The organism is Microbulbifer sp. S227A, from assembly GCF_049800935.1.
In genome coordinates this window covers 353,546-379,914 of record NZ_JBNAFZ010000002.1, presented here as the reverse complement: position 1 = coordinate 379,914, position 26,369 = coordinate 353,546, and the positions used below count along the sequence as shown (strand labels likewise).

The window sequence follows — 26,369 nt, the reverse complement described above, 5'->3', positions numbered from 1 at the left end:
ATGCGTGGGCCATGAGCCGTGTCTCCGATATCTATGCCGCGCGTATCGCGGATGGCAGCCTGCGGCCCGACCCGGTGCAACAGGCCGTGCTCCCCGAGTTTGAACGTATCGCCACGGCGCTTGCCCGGCCGGTCAAGCGTGGCCTGTTTCGCAAGGCCCCGGACCCTGTCATGGGGCTCTATCTCTGGGGCGGCGTCGGGCGAGGCAAGTCGATGCTCATGGACCTGTTTGTCGAGTCTCTCGAGACTGTGCCCGTGCGCCGCGTGCATTTTCATGCTTTCATGCAGGAGATCCACGCCGCGATGCACAAGGCCCGCAAGGCCGGAGCACGCGACGCGCTCGAACCTGCCGCCGCCGAGGTGATCCAGTCGCTCCGGGTGCTGGCCTTTGACGAGATGCAGATCACCGACATCACCGATGCCATGATCGTCGGGCGCTTGTTTGAAAAGCTGCTCGATGCCGGGATCGTGATCGTCACCACCTCCAACCGCATTCCCGGCGATTTGTACAAGGACGGTCTGAACCGGCAATTGTTCCTGCCGTTCATCGATCTGATCAGCTCCAGGCTCGTCGTGCATGAACTGGCCAGCCCGACGGATTACCGGCAACACCGGCTGGAAGGCACACAGGTCTATTTCACGCCGATCGGGCCAGAGGCGCGGGCCGATATCCAATCGGTTTGGGAAGATCTCGCCGGCGGCCCGGCAGACCCGCTGACGCTGGTCGTCAACAAGCGGGATGTCGTGATCCCGGCCTTCCGCAACGGTATCGCCCGCGCCAGTTTCTACGATCTCTGCGGCGCCGCGCTCGGACCAGCCGACTATCTCGCACTCGCGGGCGCGACACGGGTCCTGATCCTCGAAGACATTCCACGCCTGTCACGGCAGAACTTCAATGAAGCGAAACGGTTCGTGACACTGATAGACGCGCTGTACGAGGCGCGCGTCCGCCTGATCGCCTCTGCCGCAGATCAGCCGGAAATGCTCTATGTCGAAGGTGAAGGCACCTTCGAGTTCGAACGCACCGCCAGCCGCCTGCGAGAGATGCAGGCAGCGGATTGGGTGGCATAAAGCAAGCGATTGGATTGGCGTCTGGCCTCAATCGGCTGCTTCTTCGATGAGGTCGAATCCCGGGTTTGGGTATCCTCTTCGGGCAGGCAGCAGACCCACCGAATGCGGCTCCCGGTTCAGCAACGCCGTGATCCGGCCGGTGTCCATGGGTGGGGCGCCGTTCCACTGACCGTTCGAGCGATGGCGCAGGCAGGGCCGGCTTTTCCCTGAGGGTTTCGTTTTCCCGCATCCTGCAACCGAGCGGGCGCTCGGGTTCAAGGATGCTGACCCTTCGCCTCCCGGATCTGGCAATGACTGGCGACGCTATCATCCCCCGGCCCGGCGATATTGCCCACTTCAGGTATCCGTTTGCGCCATTGGCACAGCAAATAGGGCACGTTGGCGACCGCCATCGGTGATGGTTTCAATCTCAGACATGAGCACGCGCCAAAGGCTATGCTTATGCCTCCGTGGTCAAGCCAAGCGGTGGGGGCGGAGGTTGCAGTGACCATTCCCCCAGGTCGCCGGGCGATGCCCGCGTGGCGGTTTTCCTCCTGCGCACGGTCATTCCTGCGGTGGATCTGGGCTAGGTTAGGGCGAAACCCCGGTCTGCATTGCCGGCATCGCGCGACCCTGGGCGCATGTCGGGCAGGCGACATGACAGTTGCAAAAATATCCTTCCCCCTGCCGAAGTCGAAACCTGAGCCGATATTCACGGCATGGACCTGGCGAACGAGCCCCCTCCGTCGCGATGGCCGGTCCGCATGTCCGACCAGAACCAATTCAATCCCCAACTTGCGCGCTTTCATCCTTACGAAAATCGGCGGGAATCGTTTCACGGCACACGCCGAGAACATCGCCACCAATGTTCCACCCGAATGGACGGCCGGCAAAAGCGCGCTGCGAGGCTCTTCGAGTGGCAAAACCCGGACCTGCGGGTCTGGGGGCGCTGCCCCCGCCGCCCTGCGGGCGTCTCCCCCGGAGTATTTCGGCAAAGATGAAGGGCACAGGTCTGAGCTTCATCTTTGTCAAAATACTCAAACTCCATACGTCTCGAAACGCGAGGCGCTCAGCTGTTTTCGCGCAGGATGGCTCCAGCAAGATAAAGAGAGCCGCAAATCAGGATGCGCGCACGTGGGGTGTGGGCGGTGAGGGCTTGCAAAGCCTCTTGAACGGTTGTTGCTGTTGTTGCGGACAGTGCCACAGCGGTGGCGGCCTCTGCCGTTTGCTCGGCAGTGAGGGTATTGGCTTCACCGGGAATCGAGACTGCCGTCAGGGTTCGCGCATGTTTTGCCAGGGGGCGCAGGTATCCGCTGACATCCTTGGTGTTCAGCATCCCGCAAATCAGGTGGGTTGGGCGCTGCGGCAAGGTGGAAAGTACATCCGCCAGCGCCTGTCCGGCAGCCGCGTTGTGGCCGCCATCCAGGTAAATCTCGGCATCTGGTGCGGCCTGGGGGAGTGGTCCGCTGTTCAGCCGCTGCATTCTTGCGGGCCATTCTGCGCGGGTGACGGCCGCTTCGCAGGCCCCTTCGCCGGGATCGAGATGCCGCAGTGCGGCGAGTGCCGTGCCGGCGTTGATGATCTGGTGTGGACCCATGAGGTTGGGCAGAGGAAGGTCGCGCAGTCCGGTTTCGTCCTGATAGACCAGACGCCCGCGTTCCTCGGCAATGTGCCAGTGCTGACCGTGAACCAGAAGCGGCGCGCCCAACCGGGCGGCGGTGCGTTCGATCACCTGCATTGCGGCGTCTTCCTGCGGGGCGACGACACAGGGAACACCTCGCTTGATGATCCCGGCCTTCTCACCGGCGATCTGTTCGAGCGTGTTGCCCAGAAACTGCGTGTGGTCGATCGAGATCGGGGTGATGACCGACAGCCGCGGCGCGGCGACGACATTGGTGGCATCCAGCCGTCCGCCCAGCCCGACTTCGAGCAGGGTGAAATCGGCATGCACGCGCGAGAAGGCCAGCAGGGCCGCGCAGGTGGTTATTTCGAAATAGGTGATTTCCGCATCGCCGTTTGCCGCGTAGCACTCGTCGAGAACGGAAGTCAGATCCGGTTCGCTGATCAACGCTCCGGCAAGGCGGATGCGTTCATGGAATCGCGCGAGATGGGGGCTGGTATAGGCATGTGCGGTGTGTCCGGCCCCTTGCAGACCGGCGCGGATCATCGCGAGGGTCGAGCCCTTGCCATTGGTTCCGGCGATATGGACCACCGGGGGCAGCTGGCGTTCGGGATGCCCCAATGCGGCGAGCAGTCGCCACATCCGGTCAAGGGTGAGATCGATGATCTTGGGGTGGAGCGCCATCATCCTTTCAAGGATGATGTCGGATGTGGCCGCGGTCATTTTTCCTCGGGCGTTTCGGTCGGGGCCGGGGCTTGGGCCGCGTCCTCCTGGGGTTGCGGTTCCACTGCCTCCGGCGGCGGCAGGTCGCCGCGCACCGCCGGGGGCAGGCCAAGCAGCATCCGGGTCAATACGATCAGCTCGTCGCGCATCTCGGTGCGGGTGACAACCCGGTCCAGCATGCCGTGATCCAGCAGGTATTCCGCCCTCTGGAAGCCATCAGGGAGCCGTTCGCCCAGGGTCTGTTCGATCACGCGTGGGCCGGCAAAGCAGATCAGCGCGTTGGGTTCGGCGATATGGACATCGCCCAGCATGGCATATGACGCGGTGACGCCCCCGGTGGTGGGGTGGGTCAGGACCACGATATAGGGCAGGCCGGCCTCTTTCAGCATCTGTACCGCCACCGTGGTGCGGGGCATCTGCATCAGGCTGAGGATACCTTCCTGCATGCGCGCGCCACCGGCTGCGGAAAACAGGATCAGCGGGCGTTTGAGCTTCACCGCCTCTTGGGCCGCGGCGATGATCGCATTGCCCACATACATGCCCATCGAGCCGCCCATGAAGCTGAAATCCTGCGCCACGGCGACAACGGGGGTCCGGCCGATTTCACCGGTAGCGGCCAGCATGGCTTCGGCCTCGCCGGTATCCTTTTGCGCGGCTTTCAGGCGGTCGGGATATTTTTTCTGGTCACGGAATTGCAGCGGGTCGGCGATCGGAGCAGGAACCGCGATCTCGGCGAAAACACCGCCGTCAAACAGCGCCTTGAACCGTTCGCGCGGGCTGATGGCCATGTGGTGGCCGCAATTGGTGCAGACATTCAGGTGATCGCGCAATTCGCGGTGGAACAACATCGTGCCGCACTCGTCGCATTTCTGCCAGAGATTCTCGGGGGTCTCGCGGCGCGAAAAGATCGAGTTGATCCTTGGACGGACGTAGTTGGTAATCCAGTTCATTGCGTTGCCCCTGTTGGCCGGTGTGGCGCCCAGATAAGCGCCCTTCCGGTGAAATGCAATTGGTGCGCGGCCATAACACGCTGTTGGTTGCTTAGCGGCTGGCTTGCCAGCGATCGAGGATATAGCGGCTGGTCATCAGGTCGAGATGCGCGCCGCCGCCATTCTTGAACAGGGTGATTTCCTCATCCGAGTTGCGGGAAAACGCGGCCAGGTCGTAATAATCCGCCACCAGGTCGTCGCGGGTGATCACCCCGTCGTCAAGCGGGATCTGGATTTCCCCGATATGGCCGATCGTGGTGTCAAAGCTGTCCACGAAGATTCGCGCGCGGCGCAGCGCGTCATCATCGGCTTCGCGCATGTCGGGGCGGTAGGCGCCGATCAGGTTCAGATGCTGGCCCGGTTGCAGCCACGCGCCCTTGATGACCGGCGATGAGGACATCGTGGCGGTGATGATGATATCCGCCGAACGCACCGCCGTTTCGAGGTCATCGGCAACGCTGACGCCGGGATAGTCGCTGGCCAATGCGTCGGCCTTGGCGCGGGTGCGGTTCCACAGGGTGATGCCTGCGTCGGGAAACCCGGCGGCAAACGCCTCGCACAGCCCGCCGCCCACGGTGCCGGTGCCGACGATCAGGATCGATTTGCAGTCCGCCCGCGCAAGCCGCCTGGCGGCCAGCAGGCTGTCGCCCACGGTTTTCCACTTGGTCACCAGGTGAAAATTGATCAGCGCCGAGATCGTGCCGTCCCGGTCGGAGAACAGGTTGACCGAGCCGTTCACCATCGGTGCGCCATTGGCCGGGTTGCCGGGAAAGATCGTTGCCGTCTTGACCGCAAGCCCCATGCCGTCGATCCATGCCGAACGCGACAGCAGCGTGTCGGGGTCGCGGTAGAGAAACGTATCGCCAATCTCGGCCTTGGGCAGGTCGTGGCCGCGTGCCAGCGCCTCGGTCAGGCCCAGCCAGTCAAGCTGTGCTTCGCCCTCGGCAAAGGGGATGAATGGGATGGTCATGCTGCCTCCGTTGGTGTCAGAAGTCCGGCCCCGACCAGCCGGTTGGCCCAGCCCTGCGGGCCGTTAAACAGGTGGGTTTGCCAGCCGCGATCATTTGCCATCGCGATATTGTCGGCGCGATCGTCGGTAAACAGCAACGCGCCGGGGGCGATGCCGCTGTCGGTCTCGACGATGGCATAGATTTCCGGATCGGGTTTGATCACCTTGAGGTGGCCCGAGATATAGTGCCGGTCAAATTCGCGCAGGAACGGATAATGGGTCGCGGCAAAGTCAAAGCTCTGGATGCCGAAATTGGTCAGGGCAAATACCGGGACACCCTTGCCGCGCAGGGCGCGCAACAGGCGGATGGAATGGGGAATTTCCGGCTGTGCCAATTCGATCCAGCGATCATGCCACATGCGGATTTCGCTGCGCCAGTCCGGGTATTCCTCGGCGGTGGCATAGATCGTGTCGGTGAAGTGCTCGCCCCTGTCGACACGATCATTCATGCCGTGCAGGTCCACGGCCTGAAACATCGCCCGGCGGCGTTGCGGGCCGATCACGCCATCGTAGAACCGTTCGGGCTGCCATTCGATCAGCACATTGCCGATGTCGAACACCACGGCTTGTGGTTGCATGTTCATGATCCCTGTTGTGATCGGGCGGCGGCCCTGATCTCTCGTTCCAGCGCGTTCAGGAAACGGGAGCGGTCGGACTTTGTAAAGTCCTTGCCGCCGCCGGCGGTTCCCAGTGGATTGGCGGCGCGCAGGTCGGCCATCAGGTCGCGCATCGCCAGTTGTTGCCCGATATTGGCCTCGGTAAAGGCCTCGCCATTGTGGCGGATCACCCGCGCGCCCGCCGCCACGCATTTCGCCGCGAGCGGGATGTCAGCGGTCACCACGACGTCCCCGGCCTTGCAGCGGTCGGCGATCCACATATCCGCCACGTCCGGACCTTCGGGCACGATCACCGTTTCCACCAGCGGATTGGCCGAGGGGCGCAACCCGCCGTTGGAGACCACGTACATCCGGATGCGGTGGCGGCTGGCGACGCGCTCGGCTTCGGCCTTGACCGGGCAGGCATCGGCATCGATGTAGAGCGCGCCCAACGGTCTCAGGCCCAGAGCGCCTGTGCGTGAAAGTCGACGTGGTCTTCCATGAAGGTCGACACGAAGAAATAGCTGTGATCGTAGCCCGGTTGCAGCCGGAAGGTCGCGGGCTGCCGCCGGGCAGCGATGGCATCGGCCAGGGTTTCGGGGCGCAACAGGTCGATGAACTGGTCATTGCCGCCGGTATCGATCAGGACGGGGCCGTCAAATCCGGTCTTGCGCATCAGCAGGCTGGCATCGTGACGCTCCCATCGGGCTTCATCCTCGCCCAGATAAGCGGTCAGCTGCTTGCGGCCCCAGTCCGCGCCGGTCGGGTTGCAGATCGGCGAAAAGGCCGAGACCGAGCGGAACCGGCCGGGCAGGTTCATTGCCAGCGTCAGCGCGCCATGACCGCCCATGGAATGGCCGGTGATTGACTGACGTGTGCCGTCAATGGCGAAATTTTCGGTCAGCAGCGCCGGCAACTCTTCGGCCACGTAATCCCACATGCGGAAATGCGGTGCCCACGGGGCCTGGGTGGCATTGACGTAGAATCCCGCGCCCTGGCCCAAGTCGTAGTCGTCGTGGTCCGCAACCCCGTCGCCGCGTGGCGATGTGTCGGGAAACACCAGCGCAATGCCCTGTTCCGCCGCCCAGCCCTGGGCGCCCGCCTTGGTCATGGCGTTTTCATGGGTGCAGGTCAGCCCCGAGAGATACCAGAGCAGGGGGACCGGGCCGTCCTGCGCCTCTTGCGGCAGGAACAGGCCGAATGTCATGTCACAGTCGCACGAGGCCGAGCGGTGGCTGTAAACCCCTTGTGTGCCGCCAAAGCAGGCGTTCTCCGATACGGTTTGCATGGTGACTCCCTTGATGCATGTTGCCTATCAGCTATCGGGCGCGGCGGGTGGCGTCCAGTGTCCGGTGCCGCCCGCCCGTTGATTTGCCGGTCCGCCCCCCGATCAGTTCCCCGATCAGCCGCCCGATACCCACGACATGACGACAGGCAGGGTCAGGATGCTGATCGCGGTGGAAAACAGGATGGCGGCCGACACCCGATGCGGCGCAAGGCCGTAATGCTGGGCAAGCATGTAGACATTTCCGGCAACCGGCATCGCCGCCGCCGAGACCACGATGATCGTGGAATAGCTGTCGAGCGGGAACAGGACCAAAACCGCGACCGCAACACAGACCGGATGCAGGACCAGCTTGCAAAAGCTCAGCCACAGCGCGACTTCGACCCGCTCCGCCGATTTGCTGGCCAGCGACGCGCCGATGGCAAACAGCGCGCCGGGGGTGGCCGCGCCGCCAAGGATCGACAGGAAATCGTTCATCGGTTCGGGGATCGGCAGGGCCAGCCCCGACCAGCTCAGCCCGAGCACGATGGACACGATCATCGGGTTGCGCAACAGGCCGATTGCAATGGTGCGCAGGATCGACAGCGACAGCCGCCCGTCGCGGCTGCCATGGGCAAGGGCCACCATCAGGCTGGCAAACACGATCAGGTCGGTCGCCAGGATCAGCATCATCGGCCCGATCGCGGCCTCGCCGAACAGCATCACGAACATCGGTAGCCCAAGGAACCCGACATTGCCGATCACCGCGCATTGCGCTTCGATGGCGGCGGTGGACAGGCCCTGTTTGCGCAGCAGCCCGACCGCCATGGCGATGCAATAGACAAACGCGGTGCCGCTCAGATAGCCAAGCACCAGGCGTCCGTTGAAGATCTCGGCCAGTTGCAGGTTGGCCGCAAACCGGAAGATCATGGCGGACAGGGCGAAATAGAACACGAATTTGGTGAGATAGGCGGTGGCCTCTTCGCTCATGAAGCGCACGCGACCCGCCCAGTAACCCAGGCCGATGATCGCGAAAAAGGGCAGGGTTCTCAGAAAGATCTCGACCATGCCACAGGCGTATCGCCAAGCGCCCAGAGCCGCAAGGGGCGCTAGCCCGAGCCGATCACAATCCCTGCGCCCAGCACCAGTGCGCCCCCCAGAACGACCTGGAAAGCGGCACGAAAGAACGGCGTCTGCATGTATCTGTTCTGAATCCAGGCAATCGCCCAGAGTTCGACAAAGACGATGGCAAAGGCAATGATCGTGGCGGTCCAGAAATCCGCGATGAGATAGGGCAGCGCGTGGCCCAGCCCGCCGATGGTGGTCATCACGCCCGATGCAAGGCCGCGCTTGATCGGCGAGCCGCGCCCCGAGATTTCGCCGTCATCCGATGCGGCCTCGGTAAAGCCCATCGAGATCCCCGCGCCCACCGACGCGGCGACGCCCACCAGGAAGGTTGTCCAGGTATCCTGTGTTGCGAAGGCGGTGGCAAAGATCGGCGCGAGGGTCGAGACCGAGCCATCCATCAGCCCGGCCAGCCCCGGCTGCACCCAGGTCAGCACGAATTGCCGATGCGCGGCCAGATCCTCTTGCTGGCGGGTGTCAGCGTCGAGATTTTCTGCCGCGAGTTCCGCCGCCGTGGCCTGGTGGCCGGCCTCTGCCGCCGCCAGATCGCCCAGCAATTCGCGGGTATCCGCATCGGTGGTCCGCGCGATGGCCGCGAGATAGAAACGCTCGGCATCGCGCTCCATCATTCCGGCCTCGTCGCGAATGCGATCCAGCCCGAGACTCTCCATCAGCCATACGAGGCGTCGCGCATAATAGCCCGCCACATGTTCGCGTCGGATCAACGGAATCGTATCTCCGAACCGGCGCCGGTGCAGGTCGATCAGCCGGGCGCGATGGGTGTCCTCTTCGGCGGCCATGCCGTCAAACATCCGCGCGCTGGCGGGGTAATCCGCGCGCAGGTGCTCTGCATAGCCGCGATAAATGCGTGCGTCATCTTCTTCCGATGAAATGGCGAGCGCGAGCACCTCTTGCTCGGAGAGATCGCCAAAGCGTTTGCGGTGGTTGAAGAATCGCATGTCGCACCCCCGTTTTAGAATGGTTCTAAATATAGGGGTGACGGTGGGAATGGCAACCGGTCCTGTCAATGTGGTTGTCGCAACTGAACCGTTCGGTTTAAGTTGTCGCCACCCAGAGCCTTCAGCGGAGCCTGCATGACCCAGCCAGATGCCATCCTGCGGACCGGTCGCAAGTTTGACCAGGTGGTCAAGGGCGCGCGCAGCGTATTCATGGCCGACGGGTTCGAAGGGGCAAGTGTTGATGACATCGCCCGCGCGGCCGGGGTCTCCAAGGCGACGCTCTACAGCTATTTCCCCGACAAGCGCCTGTTGTTCATGGAAGTCGCATCGACCGAATGCCAGCGCATGGCGGGGCAGGTGCTTGGCCTGATCGACGAAACCGCGCCGCCGCGCCAGGTGCTGACAATCGCGGCGCAGCATCTGGTGCCGTTCCTGTTGTCGCCCTTTGCACAGCAATGTTTCCGGATCTGTGTCGCCGAGCGCGAGCGGTTCCCGGAGCTTGGGCGGGCCTTCTATGCCAGCGGCCCCGAAATGGGACGTGCCCAGCTGAGCTCGTATTTTCACAAGGCGATCGACCGGGGAGAGTTGCGGATCGCGGATGTGGGTATGGCGGCAGAGCAGTTTTCCGAGCTGTGCCGGGTCAAGCTCTGGGTCCGCGCGGTGTTCGGCATCCAGTCCGAGTTCAGCCAGCAGGAAATCGATGACGTGATCGAGAACGCGGTCGAAACCTTTCTGGCGCGCTACGGGGTGTAAATGGCGCGGTCCGGTTGCCGCGCCGCGCGCAATCGGTAAATCATTAATTGACAAATTTACTAAGGTTAATGTAGGAGCGACCCGAGCCATGCGAGCGAGCGGTCCGCCAGTCAGCACTCCCATGTGATACAAGCGGACTGACAGGAGCGGACCTTTGCCCCCTATTCTCGAATTCGATGCCACCGCCCTGAGCGGCGGCTTTGACATGCAAACTTTCCTTGACGGCTTTTTTGCAAACCTGACCGGTGACGCGATGGAGTTTTATGGCGGAACGCCTGACCCGGTCTATGGCGCGACATATTATCTGAACGGCTCGCAGGTGCTGGGCCGGTACACCGATGACGCGGACGGCGCTCCGGCGTCTGCGGCGGTCATCCTCGAAGGGTCGGGGCTTGCCTATGACTACCTGCATCACGGCTCGTCCTTCGGGCACGGGATCACCGGCGAACTCGATGCGCTCGTCTTTGGCAGCTGGGTCGACGGTGTCACAACCGGCACACAGGGAACCGGCGATGCCGGGCGTATTGCGGATTTCGATGCGGGGCTGGAACTGCGCGGGTTCCTGCTTGATGTCGAACCGGGCGGCGGGACCGACGTGGCAACCAACCCGGTCTATGCGATCTACAAGGCGGTGCAGAACGCGGATGCCGCCGCGCTGAATGCGATCTGGTCCGCCTATGCGGTGGATGTGACGGGCGGTTCCGGCGCTGACAACCTGCTGGGGTTTGATCTCGACGATACGCTCACCGGCGGGCGCGGCGATGATACCCTGACCGGGGGTGAGGGCGTCGATCACCTGCTTGGCGGGCACGGGGCCGACACGCTCGCGGGCGGGGATGGCGTGGATTTCCTGAGCGGTGGCGCGGGAAACGATGTGCTGAACGGCGGCGCACAGCGTGACCTGTTGCGCGGCGGGGCCGGTGATGACGTGCTCCAGGGCGGGGCCGGCGCCGACCGGCTGTTTGGCGGAGCCGGGGCCGATACCTTCGAGATCGTCGCCAGCAACACGCGCGACGTGATACGGGATCTCGACGTCGCCGAAGACATGATTGACGTTACCGCGCTTGGTTTGTCGACCCTCGGCGACTTTGCGGTGATCGAGACCGGGAACTGGACCGAATTGTCGGCGGGGGATGCATCCATCCGTCTGTTCGGTGTGGAACTGGCCGATCTTTCTGACGACGTGTTCATGTTCTAGGCGCCAACGAGGCATGGCGGGGCGCAGATCGTTCGCGCTGCGCGCCCCGCCATGCGGTTGCAATGTGATTCCCCATGTCCGACAAACAATACCTGCTCTTGCTGTGTCTTATGCTGGCCCATCCGGCCACCGCGCAAGAGGGTGCGCCTTTTGTGCTGGACACGATCGAGGTGCGGGCGGAGCTGCCCGAGGCGTTGGACTGGGATGAAACCGGAATTTCCAACGAACGGCTGTCGACCGAGTTCCAGGGCAGCCCCCTTCAGACCATTCTGCGCGGCGCGCCCGGCGTCACGGTGGTCGGCGGTGCGGCGGGCGGGGCCGAGACGGCGGTCAACATTCGCGGGTTGCAGGATTTTGGCCGGGTCGCGGTCACCATCGACGGGATGCGCCAGAACTTTGCCCGGTCGGGTCATGATGCCAATGGCACATTCGCGGTGGATACCGAGATGTTGCGCGCGATCACCGTTTCGCGTGGACCGGGGGCCAAGGCGGGCGCGATTGGCGGGGCGCTGGAAATGCGGACGGTCGAGGCCGGCGACCTGCTGCCCGACGATGGCGGACCGGTGGGCGGAGAGGTTCGCTTGCGCTATGGCACGCTGAGCGAAACGCCGACGCTGCATGGCGCGGTCGCCGGGAGGCTGAGCGACGCGTTCGACCTGACGGTTGCGGGGACACGTGCGGAAACCGGTGACTATACCGCACCCGATGGCACCAAGGTCTATGCGTGGCAACAGACGCAGAGCAGCCTCGCAACGCTGGGCTTTACCAGCGAGAACGGCGCGCGCCTGACTTTCGGTGCCAGCCGGTTGCACATGGACTATTACACCGGACGCCTATCCAGCCTGCCGCGGGAAAACGATCTGCGGACCGATACCCTGTCTCTGGGCTATCAGGCGGACGATGTATGGGGCGGCTGGGCGGTCAATGGCAAGCTGTACGAAGTCGCGACCAAGGTGTCTCAGCGCTTGCTGACCGAGGATCTGGCCCCCATTGGAGAGGACAGATCCTATGACACGGGCACCACCGGCCTGTTGATCGAGATGGCGCGGGTTTTCGGAGCCGGGCTGACCGACCATGATATTGGGCTGACGCTCGAAGGGTTCCGCGATCGGGTCACCACCGACGATCCCGCCAATGACAGCCTGACGCCCTCGGGCAACCGCGACCTGTGGTCGCTTGCGGTGCAGGACCGGATCGACATTGGCCCCGCGACCATCATTCTCGGGCTGAGTGCGGACAGCTACCGGTTGCGCAGCCCGGACGCCACCGTGACCGGCGAGGCGCTGTCGCCACGGATCGCGCTGGAATACCCGGTTGGTTCCGCTGTCACGCTGTATGGTGGCATGGCGCTTGCGTCGCGCTTTCCGTCGCTGAATGAAACGCTGGTCAATGGCGTACATCCCGAGCCGGCGGATTTCCCGGTCCGGCCCAATCCCGAATTGCGGCCCGAGCGGATGCGGTCCTTCGAGATTGGCATCGGCTATGATCGGCAAGACCTGATCACGGCGGGCGATACGCTGCATTTGCGCGCGACCGGGTTCTACAACAAGATCGACGACTATATCGGTCTGGTGCGGGTCGGTGGCCTGTTCAGCGGCCATTATCAATACAACAATGTCGACAATGTGCGTATCCGCGGGATCGAGCTTGAGGCGTCGTATCAATCCGGTGGCTTTTTTGGAGAGCTGGCAGGGCAGGTTCTGGATGGTATCGACCTTGCGACCGGCCTTGAACTGACCAGTGTGCCGCCGGACCGGCTGGTTCTGACCGCGGGCTATCGCAGCCCCGACGGCCGCCGTGAACTGGGCGCGCGGCTGACATCCGTTGGCACCAAGGAGGGCGGGGCGATGCCCGGCCCGGCGTGGCAGACCGTCGACCTGTTTTATCAACAGGCGCTGTCAGATCGCACGAGCTTTGGCCTGACGCTGAACAACATCTTTGACGAAACCTACACCGCCCATCTCGAAACCCAACCGTCCCCCGGCTTTAACGCATTGGCGTCGCTCATCGTGCGCTTTTGACCCCGACAGCCGTAGAAAGGAGACCTCATGACCCTGTCCATCCAACTCAGCCTGAACCCCGTTACCGGTGCCGGTATCGACTTCAACGCGGACCTTGTGGCGCATTTCGTTGACTTCGAGCCTTTTCAGACTCCGGTTTTCCTGCCCGACAGCGGGGTGACGACACAGGTTCTGCATCTGGATACCCCGACCAGCGGTGCTGAGGCCGAAACGCGGGTTGTCCTGCTCGAGGGGGAGGATTTCACCTATACGTTCTCCAACCACTCGGTCAGCGGCACCATCGAGACCATCCGCATCGGCACGCTGGCCGAAGCGTGGGACGAGGCAACAGAGGACCTGGCGCTGGAGAACGGGCTGGTTGGAGACATGGGCGACATGATCACCATTACCGGGTTCAACATCACCAACCCCGTTGGCGTGATGGGCGATGTGCACGAGATTGTGGCCGGCATGATGGGGGGCGGTCTGAACGGCACGCTGGCGGACCCGACGCCGATCCATGACCATATCTGGGCCGAGGCGCATGACGTGACCGGCACCGGTGTCAGGGATCGCTATGCCGGGACCACGTTCGGCGATACGGTGCGCGGTGGCGGCGGCAAGGATGTCCTGAGCGGCAAGGGCGGCGGCGATACCATCCTTGGGCAGGGCGGCGCGGACCTGCTGCATGGTGGCGCAGGCGGCGATACGCTCAGCGGCGGCAATGGCGCGGACCGGATTGTCGGTGGCACCGGCAAGGACACGCAGACCGGCGGCAAGGGCGGCGATACCTTTGTCTTTTCCAAGCTGTCGCATATCAAGAACGACCGGATTACCGATTTCGGCACCGGGCAGGGGGACCGGATCGAACTCGCGGGGATAGATGCGCGCGCGGATGTCGGCGGCAACCAGGCGTTCATGCTGATCGGTGATGCGGCGTTCTCGGGGCAGGCGGGCGAATTGCGGGTCTGGAGCAACGGCCAGTCGACATTTGTCGGGGGCGATACCGATGGCGATGGCGCGCGCGATTTCCGGATCGAGCTATACGGCGTGCATGACCTGTCGGCGGATGATTTTATCCTCTGACACCACAGCCATCCGGGCACGCGGACGGCTCGCCGTCTGCGCGCCGCCGGCCTGTCACCGCGAGTCTGCTGCCCGAGGGCTGGTGCTCTAGCTGACGGTGAAATGCACCCAGGCCCAGGCCATGGCGATATAGGTCAGCTGGTGCAGCGCCTGATCGATCCCCGCCGCGCGCCAGAAACCGGGGTCGCTGGGGCCGCAGCCGCTGGCCTCGCCGTGGCGGGCCTTGCCCCAGTCGATGTGAAAATGCGCAACCCATTCCGCGGCGCAGATCGCCAAGGTAAAGCCGATGGGCGCGCCGATCAGGAGAAAGGCGACCGCCGAGCCGACCGCATGGATGGCCGCGTGCTGGGCGCGGCCCACATGGAAATAGATTGCACGATCCGCCAGCATCCGCGGAGTCTGCAAGAAGTAGTCGGCAAACATATGCTTTATCTGCAACAAGCATAAAAGCAGTAAAATCGTACTGGTCACGTCGGACAAATCAGCCTCCTGTCCGTGCTCTCCACCTGTAGCTTAGGACTTTCCCGGTGACGCTGCAATCATGCTGCGTCTCAAATGCGGGCGGCTAAAATATTTGCGCCGCGGGGGGTGTGGTTGCTAGGCTTGGGAACTACATCACTTTGCGCGGGCCTTCGGGGATGGTCGCGTGTACGGAAACACATTTGGAACAATCCAATAGAACCTACGATATTTGGTTTCATCTGGAAGTACTCGAAACGCGATCAGCTGATTCTGCTGATGGTGACAAGCCTGCTGTTCCCGCTGCTTTACCTGACGCTGGAACTGCCCAAGCGGATCATCAACGACGCCATCGGGGCGCAGTCGCCGATGATCGATGTCTATGGCGTGCAGGTGCCACAGGTGACGTTCCTGTGGCTGCTCTGCGGCGCTTTCCTGCTGTCGGTGCTGTGTCACGGTCTGCTCAAGATGCGCATCAACACGATGAAGGGCATTCTGTCGGAACGGATGCTGCGCCGGTTCCGATACCAGCTGATTTCGCGCATCCTGCGGTTCCCGCAGCCCTATTTCGAACGCGTCAGCCAGGGCGAGCTGGTGTCGATGGTCACTGCCGAGTCCGAACCCATGGGCGGTCTCATGGGCGACGCGATCAGCCAGCCGGTGTTGCAGGCGGGCCAGATGTTGACGATCCTGGGTTTCCTGTTCCTGCAAAGCTTCTGGTTCGGCCTCGCGGCGGTGGCGCTGATCCCGTTGCAGGCTTGGCTGATCCCCAAACTGCAACGCGAGATCAACCAATTGAACAAATCCCGGATCAAGGAGGTCCGGGTATTGGCGAGCATGATCGGAGAAAGCGCCGCCGGAGCCTCGACCCTGCGCAGCAATGGCGGTTGGCGTTACCGGATGGCCGAAACCACGGGGCAGCTGGGGCGGCTGTTCGATATCCGGTTCCTGATCTACCAGAAGAAATTCTTCATGAAGTTCCTCAACAACTTCATCACCCAGCTCACGCCGTTCTTCTTTTTCTCGGTGGGGGGTTACCTGGTGTTGCAGGGGTCGGTGTCGCTTGGGGCGCTGGTGGCGGCGCTGGCGGCCTACAAGGACCTGTCGAGCCCCTGGAAAGAGCTGCTGGCCTATTACAACCAGACCCAGGACATGGCGGTGCGGTGGGACGTGATCCTTGAGCGCTTTGCGCCCGACGGCATGGTGAGCGAGACCTTGTTCGTCGATCCACCCGAGCCGATCCCGCATTTGCAGGGGGATTTCGTGCTTGACCACGTGACGGCCCATGACGCCGACGGAAACACCGTGCTCGAAGATATTTCGGCAAGCTTCCCGGCGGGGTCGATCATCGGCATCACCGCGCCCAGTGCCGAAGATCGCCGGGTGATGGCCGAACTGATGATCCGCGAGTTCGCCCCGTCCTCGGGCAAGATCACCATTGGCGGGCAGGACCTGACCGAGATCCATCAGGCGGTGATCGCGACGCGGATCGGCTATGCCAATTCCCGGCCGGTGCTGTTTCAGGGCACGTTCGGGGACAATGTCATGATGCCGCTGAAGGCCGAACCACAGGGCGGCAAAAGCAACGACGCACAGCTTCGGGAAGCGGTCCGCGCCGGCAACAGCGCCGATCCCGACGGGGTGAACTGGACCACGCCCGCGATTGCGGAACTGGACGATGCCGATGCGCTGCGCGATTGGTGGCTCGAACTGATCGAGGGGATCGGCTCGGAATCCGACCTGTTCCGGCGCGGTGTCGAACAGCGCTTCGACGCAGATCGGCACCCCGAGCTGGCCAGCCGCCTGATCGAGCTGCGCCCAAAGGTTCAGGCCGCCGTACGCGAGGCCGGGCTGGACAAATATGTATTCCTGTTCGATTCGCGGAAATACAATCCCGGCCTGCCGGTGGGTGAAAACCTGTTGCATGCGACGCCGCGGGTGCGCATCACCCAGGAGTTGCTGGCCAACAAGACCGATTTCATGGCCCAGCTCAGGGCGCTGCGGCTTGATCAGGATCTGCTGACCCTGAGCCGCGATGTGCTTGACCTGCTGCGCCGCACCTTCGGGCTGGATGGCACCGATCACCCGCTGTTTCGCAAGCTGGGCCTGAACGTCAAGACCTATCAGATCGCCGTCGACCTGGTCGAGCGCACCCGCAAGGGCGGCACCGACAAGCTGACGCCACAGGAATTGTCGATCCTGCTGACCGTGCCCTTCCAGATCACGGCGGAACAGCTGGGCCCGGCCTTTCCGGACGAGATCAAGGCGCGCATTCTGGACCTGCGCCAGAGCCATTCCCATGACATGCAGCGCGCGCTTGATGACCTGTTCGCGCCGCTGGACAAGGACCGTTTCGCGCCGGGCCGCACGGTGATCGAAAACGCGCTGTTCGGGATGATCTCGGAAACCGCGGGGGGCAAGGCGGAAGATGTGCATGACCTGATTGCCCGCGTCCTGTCCGAGAACGACGCCGAAAAGCTGGTGGTCGAACTGATCTATGACATGGATATCACCCTGGGGGGGGCAAACCTGCCCGCGCTGTTTGCCGAGCCGCTTGCCTTTAGCCGTGCGGCGATCAAGCGCCCCGACATCCTGATCCTCGACAAGGCGCTGGCCAGCTATGACATCGCGATCAAGGTGGGGGCCCATAAAAAGCTGCGCGCCCTGCTGCCGGACACCACGCTGATTTACCTGAGTGACAGTTTCGAGCGCGAAGACGTGTTTGACCGGCATTTCGAATTGCGACAGGGCCGGATGGTCAGCGATGACGTGACGCGCGACAGCGAGGGGGACAGCCTTGGCGGTGCCGATCTCGCTCGCAAGCTGCGGGCACTGGAAGAAACCGACATGTTCTCGGGGCTGAACCGCAAGCAGTTGCGGCTGCTGGCTTTTGGCGCGAGATGGTATGCCGCCGCCAGTGACGAGGTCGTGTTCAACAAGGGCGATGCCCCCAAGGACGGGGCCTATGTGGTGATCGAGGGATCGGCGGATCTCTATCACCCGCACCGGGACGCGCCGGATGAACTGATCGCGACTGTCGGGCCGGGGGCGCTGGTGGGGGAACTCGGGCTGATCCGCAACGAGCCGCGCGCGCTCAGCATGCGGGCGACATCCGATCTGAAATGCCTGCGGGTGGGGGCCGAAGAATTCCTCGCCGTGGTGCAACACGACGCGGCCACCGCGTTCCGGCTGCTGCAGGTGGTTGCCGGCTATGTGAACAGTTGAACGACAAGCAATGGAAACCGGGTAAATCGGAAACGACCGGCCGCGGTCGAATTGGCGGATTCCGGCGAATCGGGAATTGCGCGTGTTTCAATTCAAAATCGAAACGCCTTAATCCTCGCCACAGAACAGGGCATAGATTAGCCCGATAACCCGTTCGGTGTTATTGTCGGAAAGCGAATAGAATATCGTTTTTCCCTGGCGGCGTGTGGTCACCAGCCCCTCGTCGCGCAAGCGCGCCAGCATCTGGCTGACCGCGGCCTGGCGAATGTTTAGCAGGGCTTCCAGCTCGCCGACCGATTTTTCGCCTGCGCCGAGATGGCACAGGATCATCAGCCGTCCTTCATGTGCGAGTGTCTTGAAATAGGCTGCCGCGTCACGGGCTCTGTTGGCCATGTTACCCGGCACACCCTGGGGAAAAGAGTCTGCGGTTTGAAGTGTCACTTTAATCATATCCATAAAATACAGCTTATATTTGCCATATTGCCTCAAACCGCGACCGCGTGTCACCCCTCTGTTGCCGGTGCGCCCCCTTGAAATGAATTTCCATCGACATAATTACAGGGATCTTCCTGCATTTGCAGGTGCAGGCCGTCGCCACGATACGGGTGCGCGCGGGCCAGGTCTTCGTCGACCTCGATCCCCAGGCCGGCATTTTCCGGCGGCGTCACGAACCCGTCCTCGACCTTGAGGCTTGCCTTGATCAGGGCGGAATGAAACGGGGTTTCAATGGTTTCCGCCATCAGGATATTGGGGATCGATGCCGCGAGCTGTATATTCGCGGCCCATTCCACCGGTCCGGCGTAAAGATGCGGGGCCATCTGGGCATTGCTGACCTCGGCCAGGGCCGCGACCTTTTTCATTTCCCAGATACCGCCAGCCCGGCCAAGCGCCGGTTGCAGGATGCTGGCCGCGCCCGTACGCAAGACCGCGCCAAACTCCGCCTTGGTACAGAGCCGCTCGCCGGTGGCCACGGGGATGCGCACGGCATCGGCGACGCGGGCCATTTCGGACAGGTTGTCCGGTGGAACCGGTTCCTCGAACCAGAGCGGTGAATAGGGTTCGAGCGCCTGACCCAGGCGGATGGCTCCGGCGGTGGTAAACTGGCCATGGGTGCCAAACAGCAGGTCCGCCCGGTCTCCGACCGCGTCGCGAATGGCCCGGCAAAAGGCGACGGATTGGGTAATGTCGCTCATCGCGGGCATGTGACCGCCGCGCATCGTATAGGGGCCGGCGGGGTCGAATTTTACTGCCGTATACCCTTGGCGCAACATCTCGGCGGCGCTTTCGGCGGCCTGATCCGCAGAGGTCCAGAAATCGGTCAGATTGTGCTGCGCCAGCGGGTAAAGGTAAGTATAGGCGCGTATCCGGTCATTCATCCGCCCGCCGATCAGCGCATGAACCGGCCGATCCCGATCCTTGCCCAGTATATCCCAGCAGGCGATCTCAAGCCCGGAAAACGCTCCCATCACGGTCAGGTCCGGCCGTTGCGTGAACCCCGAGGAATAGGCGCGGCGAAACATCAGTTCGATATTCTCGGGATTTTCATCGTGCATGTGCCGCTCAAACACATCCGCAATGACCGCGCGCATCGCCTCCGGGCCCACCGAGGCGGCATAACATTCGCCCCAGCCGGTGATGCCGGTATCGGTGGTCAGCTTGACCAGGATCCAGTACCGCCCGCCCCAACCGGGTGCCGGTGGGGCGGTCACGATGATGTCAAGGTCACGCAATTTCATGGGCTGCTTCCTCGGTTGGCAAAGGCGGCGGTGTCACGCTGGGGTCAGAACAGGATGACGTTGCGCTTGGCGCTGCCGGTATTGGTGTCGGCAATGGCGTCGTTGATCTGGTCAAGCGACCAGCGGCCCGAGACCAGTTCATCGAGTTTCAGCCGCCCCTGCCGGTATAGGTCCACCATCCATGGAATGTCACGCTGGATAACCGTGTCGCCCATCTTGGACCCGATCAGCCCCTGTCCCTGGTAGGACATGTTCATCGGGCTGTATTCCGAATGCGACTCTGCGTGGGGCATCCCGATCATGATCGCCTTGCCGCCCCAGCCCAGGTATTTCGGCGCGTCGTTATAGGCCCCCGCCGCGCCCACCGTCACCATCACCGCGTCCGCGCCGCGCCCGCCGAACGCCTTGTAGGCCAGCCGCCAAGGCGACGGCTCGGTCGCCAAGACACCATGGGTTGCACCGAATTCCCGGGCGATGTCGAGCTTGTCTTCGGTCATGTCCACCGCAACGATCCGCCGGGCCCCGGCAATGCGCGCGCCCTGGATCGCGTTGAGCCCGACCCCCCCGGCGCCGATGACCACAACATCCTGCCCCGCGCGCAGTTTCGCCGCGTTGACCGCCGCGCCGACGCCGGTGATCACCCCGCACGACAACAGGCAGGCCGCGTCGCGCGGCATGTCATTCGGGATTTTCACGATCTGGCTGCGATGCACGACGACCTTTTCGGCGAAGGCGCCACAGGCCATCGCCTGAAGCAGCGGTTCGCCCTCGGCGGTGGTGATCGGCCCCTGCACCCCGTCAGCCGGGTTCTCGCAAATCGTCGGTTGACCGCCGGCACAGTTGGGACAGGTGCCACAGGCGCGGATCAGCGTGACCACCACCGCATCGCCGGTCTGGAAATCGGTGACGCCATCGCCCAGGGCGCTGACCACACCGGCGGCCTCGTGCCCATAGACCGCGGGCAGGTGCCCGCCCCATGCGCCTTCGGCAAAGGATATGTCCGAATGGCAAATGGCCACCGCGTCCAGCGTGACCTCGACCTCACCCACCCGTGGATCGGCGAGTCGGATATCTTCTATGACCAGGGGCGCGCCAAATTCCCGGCACACCGCCGCCTTGATCGTCTGCATGTGTTTTCTCCCCGTTTTTTCAATCACCGTGGACCGGGTAAATTCACATCGCAAGAAGGAATCCCTCAGGATGCGCCGGTTCCGTTGCGGCTGTGCAGAAAGATCGCCAGCGCCGCCAGCATCAGCACGAGCGAAACCAGAAACGGTGCGCCGGCGAAGTGCAGGGCCGCGCCCTCGCGGGTGAAGGCGGCAAAGACCGAAGTCATCATCAAGGGCGACACGATCATCGACAGCGCCGCGACACTGGTCAGCACGCCCTGCAACTCGCCCTGTGCATCATCGGGCACCGCCCGCGACATGATCCCCTGCAAGGCCGGGGTGATGACGGCTCCGAGTGCGGCAACCGGAGTAAGCACGAGCGCGAGGGTGCCATGCGTCACGGCGGCAATCAGGCCAAAGGCAAACGTGTCAAAGGCCAGCCCATAGGTCACCGTATGCCAATCCCCCAGCCAGCGCAGCACGTAGCGGATCAGCCATCCCTGGACGATCGCCATGGTAATCCCGAACAGCGCCAGCGACAGGCCGATGGTCTGCGGTGTCCAGCCAAACCGAGCCTGGGTGAAAAAAGACCACACGGCCGGATAGACGTGGAAGGCAACGGAATAGATGAAGTACACTGCCAGCAAACGGCCGATACCGGGCAGGCGGGCAACGCTGGCAAAGGCGCCAAGCGGGTTGGCGCGACGCCATTGAAACGGTCGCCGGTTTGCCTTGGTCAGGGTTTCGCGCAGGATCAGCCAGCCGAACCCCGCATTCAGCGCCGCAAGCCCGGCGGCGGCATAGAACGGCGCGCGGGTGCCATATTCCCCAAGAACCCCGCCCGCCAGCGGGCCCAGTACGAAACCGACCCCGAACCCCGCTCCGATCAGGCCGAAATTGGCGGCCTTTTCACCGGGCTTGGAAATATCCGCCATATAGGCGCTGGCGGTGCCGTGGGTCGCGGCGGTGATACCGCCGATGATGCGTCCGACAATCAGTAGCCACATGGTGTGCGCGACGGCCATCAGGATGTAGTCGAGGACCATGACCACCAGCGACACCAGCAACACCGGCCTGCGCCCATAGCGGTCCGACAGGTTGCCCAAAAGCGGGCTGAACAGGAATTGCATCACGGCAAAGACCGTGGACATCACGCCGCCCCACAGCGCCGCAGATGCAAGCGATCCACCCTGCACCTCGAGGATCAGCGCCGGCATGACCGGCATGATCAGCCCGATGCCGATGGCATCCAGCATGACGGTGATGACGATGAACAACACAGGCAGTCGCAACGACACGATCCCTCAATGGCGCATGAATTGCCCTAAGTCCTGCACGCGAGAGAGTCACGTGCCCGGCGGGGGCGGTGCCGTCACGTCAGATCGTGTGCGATCCGGTCCAGCAACGCCGCAAGCCCCGCCGGGTCGGAAAAGAACGGCGAATGCGAACTGGGCATGTCATGAACCCGCTCGCGCGGCCAGTTGCGGGTCATCTCGGCCTGGTATTCCGGGGGGATCGTCTGGTCATCGGTGCAGCGGATATAGGCCTTGGGCACCCGCTCGAAACGCGCGCTCAGGGTCAGGGGCGTTTCCTGTGGCCGAATGGCCTGGGGGCCGAGTTGGCGCTTTGCATAGGCAATCACCTCGGCGCTGCAATCATTGTAGAACACCGCCGCGGCCTTGTCGGGGTCGACGGATAGCGTCTTGCCATCCGGGGCCCGTTGAACCACCGACAGGATCGGGTGGCGCGGTGCGCGTTTGCGCATGTCGACCATAGACAACCCGGAGACCGGCACATAGGCGCAGAGAAACACCAGCCCGCGCATGGCATCGGGATCGGCCTCGGCCGCCGCGCCAATCGGGTAGCCGCCCCATGAATGGCCAAGGATGATGGTGTCTGGCCGGCTGGCGGCCAGTACCGCGTCGCGGCAGGCCGCGAGCGTCTGCGCAACAACCGGGGTGGTGTCGTTCCCGTGACCGGGCAGGTCGATGGCCCGCGCCGCGTGGCCGCGCGCGTTCAGTTGCGGGATCAGGTCCCGCCAGCACCACGCGCCATGACAGGACCCGTGCACCAGCAGGAAATCCGCCGCCGCATCAGGCATGCCCGGTATCGGCCAGGAATTGGGTCAGAACCCGCGCGTATTCGATGGGGTTTTCGACACAGGGCAGGTGGCCCGCGCCTTTCATCAGGTGAAACTGCGATCCGGGGATCAGGTCCACGGTCTCGCGCACGAGATCGGGCGGCGTTGCGCCGTCCTGGTCCCCGGCAATGCCCAACGTCGGCAACCGCAGCCCGCTGGTCGGGGTGTAGAAATCGGTGCCCGCGATGGCGGCGGAACACCCGGCATAGCCCTCGACCGGTTGGCGGATCAGCATGTTGCGCCACAGCGCCAGTTCCGGAGTGTTGCGAAACGCCTTGCTGAACCAGCGTTCCATCACCGGATCGGCGAGCGAGGTGATGCCGCCGGACTGAACCGCGCGGATCCGGTCGTTCCACATGTCGGCGGTGCCGATCTTGGCGGCGGTATTGGACAGGACCATGGCGCGCACCATGTCGAGCCGCTTGACCGCCAGCCCCTGCGCGATCATGCCGCCGATCGACAGGCCGACAAAGGCACAATCGCGGATTTCGAGCAGATCGAGGAGCTGTTCCACATCGCGCACAAGCGCCCCCATGGAATAGGGCGCGGCGGGACAGGAAGACAGGCCATGCCCCCGTTTGTCATAGCGGATGAACTTGAGCCCCGCAGGCAGCAGCGGCAGGACCGGATCCCACAGCCGCAGATCGGTGCCCAGCGAATTCGCAAACACCACCGGTGCCCCGTCGGGGTCGCCGTCGATACGATAGTGAAGCTGGACATCGCCCAGGTCGGCAATCTGCATGTTACCCATTCTCCGATTTTTTCGGCGACCCTAGCCTAGTCGCCGAACCTTGCCAACGCGTCGCGGAACACGCCCGCGTCGACATTGCCGCCGGTGGCGACGACGATCACCGCGTCGCCCTCGATCTCGGGGGCATGAAACAGCGCCGCCGCCAGAGCCACCGCTCCGCCCGGTTCCACCACGATCTTGAGCCGCGAAAACGCCAGCGCCACAGCCCGCAGCGCCTCGTCATCGGATACCACAAGACCGGGACCGCAAAGCCGTTTCAGGATCGGAAAGGTGATCTGGCCCGGTTCCGGGGTCAGGATGGCGTCGCAGGGTGATCCCGACATGCGGTTGTTGCGCTCGATCCCGCCGCTGGCCAGCGAGCGAGCCACATCGTCAAAGCCCCGCGGCTCGACCGGGCGGGGGCGCAGGCCGGGCGCGCGATCCGCCAGCGCCAGCGCGATCCCCGAGGTCAGTCCGCCACCGCCGCAACAGATCAGAACATCGGCCTCGCTCACCCCGGCATCGGCGGCCTGGTCCGCGATTTCAAGGCCGGTGGTGCCCTGACCGGCAATCACCTGTGGCTCGTCAAAGGGTTTGATCAGTGTCAGCCCGCGTTCGCGCGCGAGCCGCTCGCCGATGGCGTCACGGTCCTCGCTGGCCCGGTCATAGAGCACGACCTCGGCCCCCAGGGCGCGGGTGTTGTCGATCTTGAGCCGGGGCGCATCGGACGGCATGATGATCACCGCCGGGGCATCGTGCCGTTTCGCCGCCAGCGCCACGCCCTGCGCGTGATTACCGCTGGAAAACGCGATGACGCCGCGCGCGCGGGTGTCCGGCGACAGGGCCGACACCGCAGACCAGCCGCCGCGAAACTTGAAGCTGCCGGTATGTTGCAGGCATTCGGCCTTGATCAGAACCCGCCGCCCGGCGATTTCGTCCAGGAAGGGCGAGGACAGCAGCGGCGTGCGCCGGGCGTGGCCTTGCAGCCGCGATTCCGCGGCGTGAATCATCTCTATCGTGCTCATTCTGCGTCTTTCAGGATGCGGTTGATCAGGGTCAGGCTTTGGGGTTCGTCAAGTAATGGCACATGCCCCCGGTTCGGGACGGTGGCGGCAACAAGGTCCGGATGCCGGGCCTGCATTTCCGCCAGCGTTTCGGGCGAGAGGATATCCGAATTCTCGCCGCGCAAGACGCCGACCGGAAACGGCCGCAGCGTATCGAAAAGTGGCCAGAGATCGGGGGGTGGGCCGGCCTGTGCCTGCGCGATCAGCGCCTCGCGCAGCCGTGCGTCATAGCGCAGCGCCAGCCCCCCGGCGGCTTCGGCGAATTGCGCCGCCGCCAGCCGGTGCCATGTTTCATCGGTGAGGTCGGGAAACTGCGAGGCCAGCGTTGCCGCCATCGCCCCGGCCGCCTCGGCCAGATTGGCATAGGGCGGGGCGACACCCACATATTGCATGATGCGCTCGATGCCGCCGGGCGCGATCACCGGGCCGACATCGTTCAGGATCACCGCCGCCAGCCGGTCAGGATGCCCGGCAGCCAGCGCCATCGCGATCAGCCCCCCGCGCGAGGTGCCAAGGACGGTCACCTTGTCCAACCCCAGATGATCGAGCAGGGCGATGACATCGCCGGCCTCTTGCGGGACGGAATAGGTGGCATAATCGTCCGCGTAGTCGGATTGCCCGCGCCCGCGATAATCCATCGCGATCATCCGGCAGGACGCCATGTGCGGCGCGAGAAAGTCGAAATCGCGGGTGTTGCGCGTCAGGCCGGGCAGACACAAGAGCGGTTGCCCGCTGCCGGTATCTTCGTAATGCAGCCCCAGCCCGTCGGCGGTGGTAAAGCGGCTCATTGCGCGCGGGCCAGATCGGGGATGGGGCGCAGGTCGGACAGGATATGCGCCGGGGTCCAGGGCAGGCGATCGACCGGTTCCGAGGCGCGGTTGACCCATGCGGTGTGAAACCCGTAGCCGGTTGCACAGCCCGCGTCCCAGCCATTGGACGAGACAAACAGCACCTCGGATTTGTCACAGGCGAACCGTTCTTCGACCAGCTGGTAAACCGACGCGGCGGGTTTGAAGATGCCGACGCTTTCAACAGAAAGCACATCGTCCAGCACCGCGCCGATCCCCGCAGATTGCACCGCCCCATCAAGCATCGCGGGCGAGCCGTTTGACAGGATCGCGGTCTGCATCCCCGCCTCTTTCAGCGCGCGCAGCATGTCGGGCACTTCGGGATAGGCCTGAAGCTCCGAGTAGAGATCGAGCAGGCGTTGGCGCAGGGCGGGATCGCCATCCAGCCCGGTGGCCTCGAGCGCCCAGTCCAGCCCGTTCTGAGTGACCTGCCAGAAATCGGTATGGGCATTCGCCACGGCGCGCAGCCAGGTATATTGCAACTGTTTGAGCCGCCAGTGATTTGCAACCTCGGCCCACCGGTCGGCCAGCCCGGGAAACCGGTCTTCTGAGGCGGCCTGCCGCGCGGCGGCGGACACGTCGAACAGGGTGCCATAGGCATCGAATACACAGGTGGTGATCGGCATGTGAGGCTCCGTTTTGCGCGCAGGGTGTCACAGTTGCGATCAGGTGGGAAGGGCGGCCAA

24 protein-coding genes are annotated in these 26,369 nt (G+C 63.7%); 6 read left to right on the top strand and 18 right to left on the bottom strand.

Annotation, left to right across the window (positions count from 1 at the left end; all coding sequences use genetic code 11):
* Positions 1-11 precede the first annotated feature (11 nt).
* Positions 12-1,070, top strand: a complete 1,059-nt coding sequence (gene zapE / locus ACP15R_RS06695) for a cell division protein ZapE (protein ID WP_424985616.1) — start codon at positions 12-14, stop codon at positions 1,068-1,070.
* 1,048 nt (positions 1,071-2,118) lie between these two features.
* On the opposite strand, the gene ACP15R_RS06690 is transcribed toward zapE, so the two are convergent.
* From ACP15R_RS06690 to mbfA, 8 genes are all read right to left on the bottom strand, one after another.
* A complete protein-coding gene (locus ACP15R_RS06690) occupies positions 2,119-3,393 on the bottom strand; it encodes a bifunctional folylpolyglutamate synthase/dihydrofolate synthase (RefSeq protein ID WP_424985615.1) in 1,275 nt (424 codons plus the stop codon).
* On the bottom strand, positions 3,390-4,343 hold the full coding sequence (gene accD, locus ACP15R_RS06685; RefSeq protein ID WP_424985614.1) for an acetyl-CoA carboxylase, carboxyltransferase subunit beta: 954 nt from the start codon (positions 4,341-4,343) through the stop codon (positions 3,390-3,392). The genes ACP15R_RS06690 and accD overlap by 4 nt, the downstream gene beginning before the upstream one ends.
* A 91-nt stretch (positions 4,344-4,434) precedes the next feature.
* A complete protein-coding gene (locus ACP15R_RS06680; RefSeq protein WP_424985613.1) occupies positions 4,435-5,352 on the bottom strand; it encodes an ornithine cyclodeaminase family protein in 918 nt (305 codons plus the stop codon).
* Positions 5,349-5,969, bottom strand: coding sequence for an HAD family hydrolase (locus ACP15R_RS06675; protein ID WP_424985612.1), 621 nt, complete (start codon positions 5,967-5,969; stop codon positions 5,349-5,351). Before ACP15R_RS06675 ends, ACP15R_RS06680 begins: the two co-directional genes overlap by 4 nt.
* 2 nt (positions 5,970-5,971) lie before the next feature.
* Positions 5,972-6,439, bottom strand: coding sequence for a YaiI/YqxD family protein (locus ACP15R_RS06670; protein ID WP_424985611.1), 468 nt, complete (start codon positions 6,437-6,439; stop codon positions 5,972-5,974).
* Positions 6,440-6,444: 5 nt separating this feature from the next.
* Complete coding sequence (gene fghA, locus ACP15R_RS06665) at positions 6,445-7,275, bottom strand: S-formylglutathione hydrolase (protein ID WP_424985610.1); 831 nt, start codon at positions 7,273-7,275, stop codon at positions 6,445-6,447.
* A gap of 114 nt (positions 7,276-7,389) precedes the next feature.
* Complete coding sequence (locus ACP15R_RS06660) at positions 7,390-8,319, bottom strand: AEC family transporter (RefSeq protein ID WP_424985609.1); 930 nt, start codon at positions 8,317-8,319, stop codon at positions 7,390-7,392.
* 41 nt (positions 8,320-8,360) lie between these two features.
* Complete coding sequence (gene mbfA, locus ACP15R_RS06655) at positions 8,361-9,335, bottom strand: iron exporter MbfA (RefSeq protein WP_424985608.1); 975 nt, start codon at positions 9,333-9,335, stop codon at positions 8,361-8,363.
* Between the two features lie 135 nt (positions 9,336-9,470).
* On the opposite strand from mbfA, the gene ACP15R_RS06650 reads away from it, so the two are divergent.
* The 4 genes from ACP15R_RS06650 to ACP15R_RS06635 all read left to right on the top strand — a co-directional run bounded on the left by ACP15R_RS06650 (position 9,471) and on the right by ACP15R_RS06635 (position 14,372).
* On the top strand, positions 9,471-10,088 hold the full coding sequence (locus tag ACP15R_RS06650) for a TetR/AcrR family transcriptional regulator (RefSeq protein WP_424985607.1): 618 nt from the start codon (positions 9,471-9,473) through the stop codon (positions 10,086-10,088).
* A gap of 154 nt (positions 10,089-10,242) precedes the next feature.
* Positions 10,243-11,286, top strand: coding sequence for a calcium-binding protein (locus tag ACP15R_RS06645; protein WP_424985606.1), 1,044 nt, complete (start codon positions 10,243-10,245; stop codon positions 11,284-11,286).
* A gap of 74 nt (positions 11,287-11,360) precedes the next feature.
* Positions 11,361-13,307 carry a TonB-dependent receptor domain-containing protein gene (locus ACP15R_RS06640; RefSeq protein ID WP_424985605.1) on the top strand — a complete coding sequence of 649 codons (1,947 nt, stop codon included), beginning with the start codon at positions 11,361-11,363 and terminating at the stop codon, positions 13,305-13,307.
* Positions 13,308-13,334: 27 nt separating this feature from the next.
* Positions 13,335-14,372, top strand: a complete 1,038-nt coding sequence (locus ACP15R_RS06635; protein WP_424985604.1) for a calcium-binding protein — start codon at positions 13,335-13,337, stop codon at positions 14,370-14,372.
* A gap of 87 nt (positions 14,373-14,459) precedes the next feature.
* Here the strand turns inward: ACP15R_RS06635 and ACP15R_RS06630 are convergent, their stop codons facing one another.
* A complete protein-coding gene (locus tag ACP15R_RS06630; protein WP_424985802.1) occupies positions 14,460-14,843 on the bottom strand; it encodes a DUF3307 domain-containing protein in 384 nt (127 codons plus the stop codon).
* A 267-nt stretch (positions 14,844-15,110) separates the two neighbouring features.
* Between ACP15R_RS06630 and ACP15R_RS06625 the strand changes: the two genes are divergently transcribed.
* Positions 15,111-18,056: an ABC transporter transmembrane domain-containing protein gene (locus ACP15R_RS06625; protein WP_424985603.1), complete on the top strand. Its 2,946-nt coding sequence runs from the start codon at positions 15,111-15,113 to the stop codon at positions 18,054-18,056.
* Between the two features lie 108 nt (positions 18,057-18,164).
* Here the strand turns inward: ACP15R_RS06625 and ACP15R_RS06620 are convergent, their stop codons facing one another.
* The 9 genes from ACP15R_RS06620 to ACP15R_RS06580 all read right to left on the bottom strand — a co-directional run bounded on the left by ACP15R_RS06620 (position 18,165) and on the right by ACP15R_RS06580 (position 26,309).
* Complete coding sequence (locus ACP15R_RS06620) at positions 18,165-18,449, bottom strand: metalloregulator ArsR/SmtB family transcription factor (RefSeq protein WP_424985602.1); 285 nt, start codon at positions 18,447-18,449, stop codon at positions 18,165-18,167.
* 110 nt (positions 18,450-18,559) lie between these two features.
* The gene (locus tag ACP15R_RS06615; protein WP_424985601.1) at positions 18,560-19,792 is read right to left on the bottom strand and encodes a mandelate racemase/muconate lactonizing enzyme family protein; all 1,233 of its coding nucleotides are present in this window, start codon (positions 19,790-19,792) and stop codon (positions 18,560-18,562) included.
* Between the two features lie 44 nt (positions 19,793-19,836).
* On the bottom strand, positions 19,837-20,922 hold the full coding sequence (locus ACP15R_RS06610) for a Zn-dependent alcohol dehydrogenase (protein WP_424985600.1): 1,086 nt from the start codon (positions 20,920-20,922) through the stop codon (positions 19,837-19,839).
* A 65-nt stretch (positions 20,923-20,987) separates the two neighbouring features.
* Positions 20,988-22,193, bottom strand: coding sequence for a TCR/Tet family MFS transporter (locus ACP15R_RS06605; RefSeq protein WP_424985599.1), 1,206 nt, complete (start codon positions 22,191-22,193; stop codon positions 20,988-20,990).
* Between the two features lie 80 nt (positions 22,194-22,273).
* Positions 22,274-23,002 (bottom strand): alpha/beta fold hydrolase, encoded by a 729-nt coding sequence (locus ACP15R_RS06600; RefSeq protein ID WP_424985598.1) that lies wholly within the window; start codon positions 23,000-23,002, stop codon positions 22,274-22,276.
* Positions 22,995-23,783, bottom strand: a complete 789-nt coding sequence (pcaD, locus tag ACP15R_RS06595) for a 3-oxoadipate enol-lactonase (protein WP_424985597.1) — start codon at positions 23,781-23,783, stop codon at positions 22,995-22,997. Before pcaD ends, ACP15R_RS06600 begins: the two co-directional genes overlap by 8 nt.
* 35 nt (positions 23,784-23,818) lie before the next feature.
* A complete protein-coding gene (locus ACP15R_RS06590) occupies positions 23,819-24,796 on the bottom strand; it encodes a threonine ammonia-lyase (RefSeq protein WP_424985596.1) in 978 nt (325 codons plus the stop codon).
* Positions 24,793-25,623, bottom strand: a complete 831-nt coding sequence (locus ACP15R_RS06585; RefSeq protein WP_424985595.1) for an alpha/beta fold hydrolase — start codon at positions 25,621-25,623, stop codon at positions 24,793-24,795. The genes ACP15R_RS06590 and ACP15R_RS06585 overlap by 4 nt, the downstream gene beginning before the upstream one ends.
* Entirely contained in the window at positions 25,620-26,309 is a 690-nt protein-coding gene (locus ACP15R_RS06580; RefSeq protein WP_424985594.1) for a haloacid dehalogenase type II, read from the bottom strand. The genes ACP15R_RS06585 and ACP15R_RS06580 overlap by 4 nt, the downstream gene beginning before the upstream one ends.
* Positions 26,310-26,369: the final 60 nt, after the last annotated feature.

What these genes read in the sequence shown, in the direction of transcription:
- pcaD (WP_424985597.1), bottom strand. Translation starts at nt 23,783, where the DNA reads ATGCAGATTGCCGACCTGGGCGATGTCCAGCTTCACTATCGTATCGAC.
- ACP15R_RS06590 (WP_424985596.1), bottom strand. Translation starts at nt 24,796, where the DNA reads ATGAGCACGATAGAGATGATTCACGCCGCGGAATCGCGGCTGCAAGGC.
- ACP15R_RS06660 (WP_424985609.1), bottom strand. Translation starts at nt 8,319, where the DNA reads ATGGTCGAGATCTTTCTGAGAACCCTGCCCTTTTTCGCGATCATCGGC.
- ACP15R_RS06625 (WP_424985603.1), top strand. Translation starts at nt 15,111, where the DNA reads ATGGTGACAAGCCTGCTGTTCCCGCTGCTTTACCTGACGCTGGAACTG.
- ACP15R_RS06680 (WP_424985613.1), bottom strand. Translation starts at nt 5,352, where the DNA reads ATGACCATCCCATTCATCCCCTTTGCCGAGGGCGAAGCACAGCTTGAC.
- ACP15R_RS06640 (WP_424985605.1), top strand. Translation starts at nt 11,361, where the DNA reads ATGTCCGACAAACAATACCTGCTCTTGCTGTGTCTTATGCTGGCCCAT.
- ACP15R_RS06585 (WP_424985595.1), bottom strand. Translation starts at nt 25,623, where the DNA reads ATGAGCCGCTTTACCACCGCCGACGGGCTGGGGCTGCATTACGAAGAT.
- ACP15R_RS06635 (WP_424985604.1), top strand. Translation starts at nt 13,335, where the DNA reads ATGACCCTGTCCATCCAACTCAGCCTGAACCCCGTTACCGGTGCCGGT.
- ACP15R_RS06580 (WP_424985594.1), bottom strand. Translation starts at nt 26,309, where the DNA reads ATGCCGATCACCACCTGTGTATTCGATGCCTATGGCACCCTGTTCGAC.
- accD (WP_424985614.1), bottom strand. Translation starts at nt 4,343, where the DNA reads ATGAACTGGATTACCAACTACGTCCGTCCAAGGATCAACTCGATCTTT.
- fghA (WP_424985610.1), bottom strand. Translation starts at nt 7,275, where the DNA reads ATGCAAACCGTATCGGAGAACGCCTGCTTTGGCGGCACACAAGGGGTT.
- ACP15R_RS06615 (WP_424985601.1), bottom strand. Translation starts at nt 19,792, where the DNA reads ATGAAATTGCGTGACCTTGACATCATCGTGACCGCCCCACCGGCACCC.
- ACP15R_RS06675 (WP_424985612.1), bottom strand. Translation starts at nt 5,969, where the DNA reads ATGCAACCACAAGCCGTGGTGTTCGACATCGGCAATGTGCTGATCGAA.
- ACP15R_RS06620 (WP_424985602.1), bottom strand. Translation starts at nt 18,449, where the DNA reads ATGGCCAACAGAGCCCGTGACGCGGCAGCCTATTTCAAGACACTCGCA.
- ACP15R_RS06690 (WP_424985615.1), bottom strand. Translation starts at nt 3,393, where the DNA reads ATGACCGCGGCCACATCCGACATCATCCTTGAAAGGATGATGGCGCTC.
- ACP15R_RS06600 (WP_424985598.1), bottom strand. Translation starts at nt 23,002, where the DNA reads ATGCCTGATGCGGCGGCGGATTTCCTGCTGGTGCACGGGTCCTGTCAT.
- mbfA (WP_424985608.1), bottom strand. Translation starts at nt 9,335, where the DNA reads ATGCGATTCTTCAACCACCGCAAACGCTTTGGCGATCTCTCCGAGCAA.
- ACP15R_RS06650 (WP_424985607.1), top strand. Translation starts at nt 9,471, where the DNA reads ATGACCCAGCCAGATGCCATCCTGCGGACCGGTCGCAAGTTTGACCAG.
- ACP15R_RS06610 (WP_424985600.1), bottom strand. Translation starts at nt 20,922, where the DNA reads ATGCAGACGATCAAGGCGGCGGTGTGCCGGGAATTTGGCGCGCCCCTG.
- zapE (WP_424985616.1), top strand. Translation starts at nt 12, where the DNA reads ATGAGCCGTGTCTCCGATATCTATGCCGCGCGTATCGCGGATGGCAGC.